Consider the following 2,960-nt stretch of genomic DNA (forward strand, 5'->3'; position numbering starts at 1 on the left):
AAATCGAGAGGTAGAGCCATGACGAAAAGACCCATGACGCGCAACGCGCTCGCGCTGGCCGCTGCTGTCCTGTTCGGGCTGTTTGCCTCCGCCTGCCAGAGCAGCGTCAGCGGCCAGGTGTTCTTCGACAAGAACGGCAACGGGATCTACGACACGAGCGACGCCGGCGTGCCCTTTGCCAAGCTCATGATCACGCGCGACAGCAAGCTCGTGGCAGAGTACTACTCCGACACGACCGGCGCCTTCGCGGTGCCGATCAGGTCAAAGACCGGATACGTCTGCGTGGAGACCGACCTCTCCTTCTCCGAGGCGAACTTCAACTACATCGTGCAGTCATTGAACACAGAGGCCGCCGCCAAGACCATGACCGTCACCCCCCCCAAGGCGCTAATGGCGCCCGACGTCGTCTCTCCGGGCGACACCGGCGACACTGAAGAGGATCAGATGACCGAGGAGGAGGACGACCTCGAGCCTACCTATACCGAGCAGGCCCAGGCGGACGGATGGAAGGGCAGCAGGTACTGCCAGAACGTCAAGTACAAGGGGTTCGAGGTCGACATACCCGTCACCATGGACTTCACGGAAGCGCTCGACGACATGCCCACGAGGCTCAAGACCACCTGCTACGCAGGCCAGGAATGCGAGGTGAGGATACCGTATCCCAAGGGGTGCACGCTCGAGCCGCTCAGCCTCCCGGAGGGTCTCACCCTCGATCAATCCGAGGCGCAGGCCGGCGTGAAGGGCTACGACAGGATCTTCAACATAGTGAGCTTCAAGCCCCCTTCGACATCGGCCGAGAAGGCCCAGGTCGGCGGGGCTACCTTCGCGCCCGGCGGGTTTTCCATGGTGACGCTCAAGCTCAAGGCCGATGCGGACGCCAAGGCGGGCAGCACCGACGTCAAGATCGAGCCCACAGCCGACTGCTTCGGCGATGAGCTCGCGCTCCATGAGATACCGGTGGAGATAGTCCGCGAGATATCCGCAGCGGTGTACCAGCACCTCATGACCCTGATCGGCCCGAGCGGCATGCTGAACCCCGGGACCAACGCGGCGATCAGGGTCCTCGTCGAGAACAGGGGGCGAAGCGCGATCACCAAGGGCGACCTGACCTTCCTGCCGCCGGCCGGATCGATTCTTCAGAGCACGGAGGGATGCCTGAACTACGGCACGAAACTCATCTGCAGGGTGGACAACATCGATCCCGGCGCGCTGCACCCCGTGGACATCACGTTCAAGCTGCCCTCTCCGGCCGTCGATGAGACGGTGTCATGCGAGGCGTCGTTCATCGCCGACGGGATGGAGAGTCAGGTGGAGGCCGATTATGTGACGTTCAAGGTCAATGGCTCGACCTGAGCGTGGGCCCGTCATGAGCGGAAAGGGCGGCCGTGAGCCGCCCTTTCGTTTTTTTCTTCAATCCACGCGCCAAATTTCCCAAAAACCTTGACTACACGTACAAAAGGACCCATATCACCCTGCGTCAGGGAGAACTTTAAAGAAAATTAATCAGGTTTGGGAGGGAAACCATGGGAAAAATAATAGGAATTGATCTTGGCACCACCAACTCCTGCGTTGCGGTCATGGAGGGCGGCGAGCCAAAGATCATCGCCAACGAAGAGGGAAGCCGCACCACCCCTTCGGTGGTGGCCTTCACCAAGGACAACGAGATCCTGGTCGGCCAGATAGCCAAGCGCCAGGCCATAACAAACCCCGACAACACCATCTACTCGATCAAGCGGTTCATGGGGCGGAAGTACGACGAGGTGCCTGAGGAGATCCGCATAGTCCCCTTCAAGGTGGGGCATGCGAACAACGGCGACGCCGAGGTGATCGTGGGCGACAAGACCTTCGCGCCCCCCGAGATCTCGGCGCACATCCTGCGCAAGCTCAAGAGGGCCGCCGAGAACTATCTGGGCGAGCCGGTGACCGAGGCGGTGATCACCACCCCCGCATACTTCAACGACAGCCAGCGCCAGGCCACCAAGGACGCGGGGAAGATCGCGGGCTTCGACGTGAAGCGCATAGTGAACGAGCCCACCGCGGCCGCGCTGGCCTACGGGCTCGACAAGAAGAAGGACGAGACCATCGCGGTATTCGACTTCGGCGGGGGCACCTTCGACATATCGATACTCGAGGTGGGCGAGAACGTCGTCGAGGTCCACTCCACCAACGGCGACACGCACCTGGGCGGCGACAACATCGACCAGAGGATCATGGAGTACCTCATAGACGAGTTCAAGAAGGACCAGGGGATCGACGTCTCCAAGGACAAGATGGTGCTGCAGAGGCTCAAGGAGGCGGCCGAGAAGGCCAAGATCGAGCTCTCGCAGACCATGGAGACCGAGATCAACCTCCCCTTCCTCACGGCCGACGCCTCGGGCCCCAAGCACATGAACCTCAAGCTCACCCGCGCGAAGTTCGAGGCGCTGGTGGACGACCTGCTCGTGAAGACGCTGGAACCGTGCCAGAAGGCGCTCAAGGACGCGGGCAAGTCCTCCTCGGACATCGACGAGGTGGTGCTCGTCGGCGGATCCACGCGCATACCCAAGGTGCAGCAGATAGTGAAGGACTTCTTCGGCAGGGACCCGCACATGGGCGTGAACCCCGACGAGGTCGTTGCCGCCGGCGCGGCGGTGCAGGCGGGCGTCCTCGCGGGCGAGGTCAAGGACATGCTGCTGCTCGACGTGACCCCGCTCTCGCTGGGCATCGAGACCCTCGGCGGCGTGATGACGAGGCTGATCGAGCGCAACACCACGATCCCCACGCGCAAGAGCCAGGTGTTCTCGACCGCGGCCGACAGCCAGACCTCTGTCGAGGTCCACGTGATGCAGGGCGAGCGCGAGATGGCGGGCGACAACCGTACGCTGGGCCGCTTCCACCTCGACGGCATCCCGCCCGCGCCGCGCGGCATACCGCAGATCGAGGTCACCTTCGACATCGACGCCAACGGCATAGTGCACGTC

At 62.6% G+C, this 2,960-nt stretch carries 2 protein-coding genes; both read left to right on the top strand.

All coding sequences use genetic code 11. The annotated features are described in order from the left end of the window. Window positions 1-1,353: hypothetical protein (locus tag JXA24_04895; GenBank protein ID MBN1283094.1), on the top strand; the 1,353-nt coding region annotated here is incomplete at its 5' end. 170 nt (window positions 1,354-1,523) lie between these two features. Continuing rightward, the coding region (dnaK, locus tag JXA24_04900) for a molecular chaperone DnaK (protein MBN1283095.1) at window positions 1,524-2,960 on the top strand (1,437 nt) is incomplete at its 3' end.

The sequence above is a fragment of the Pseudomonadota bacterium genome (assembly GCA_016927275.1).
GTDB lineage: Bacteria > UBA10199 > UBA10199 > 2-02-FULL-44-16 > JAAZCA01 > JAFGMW01.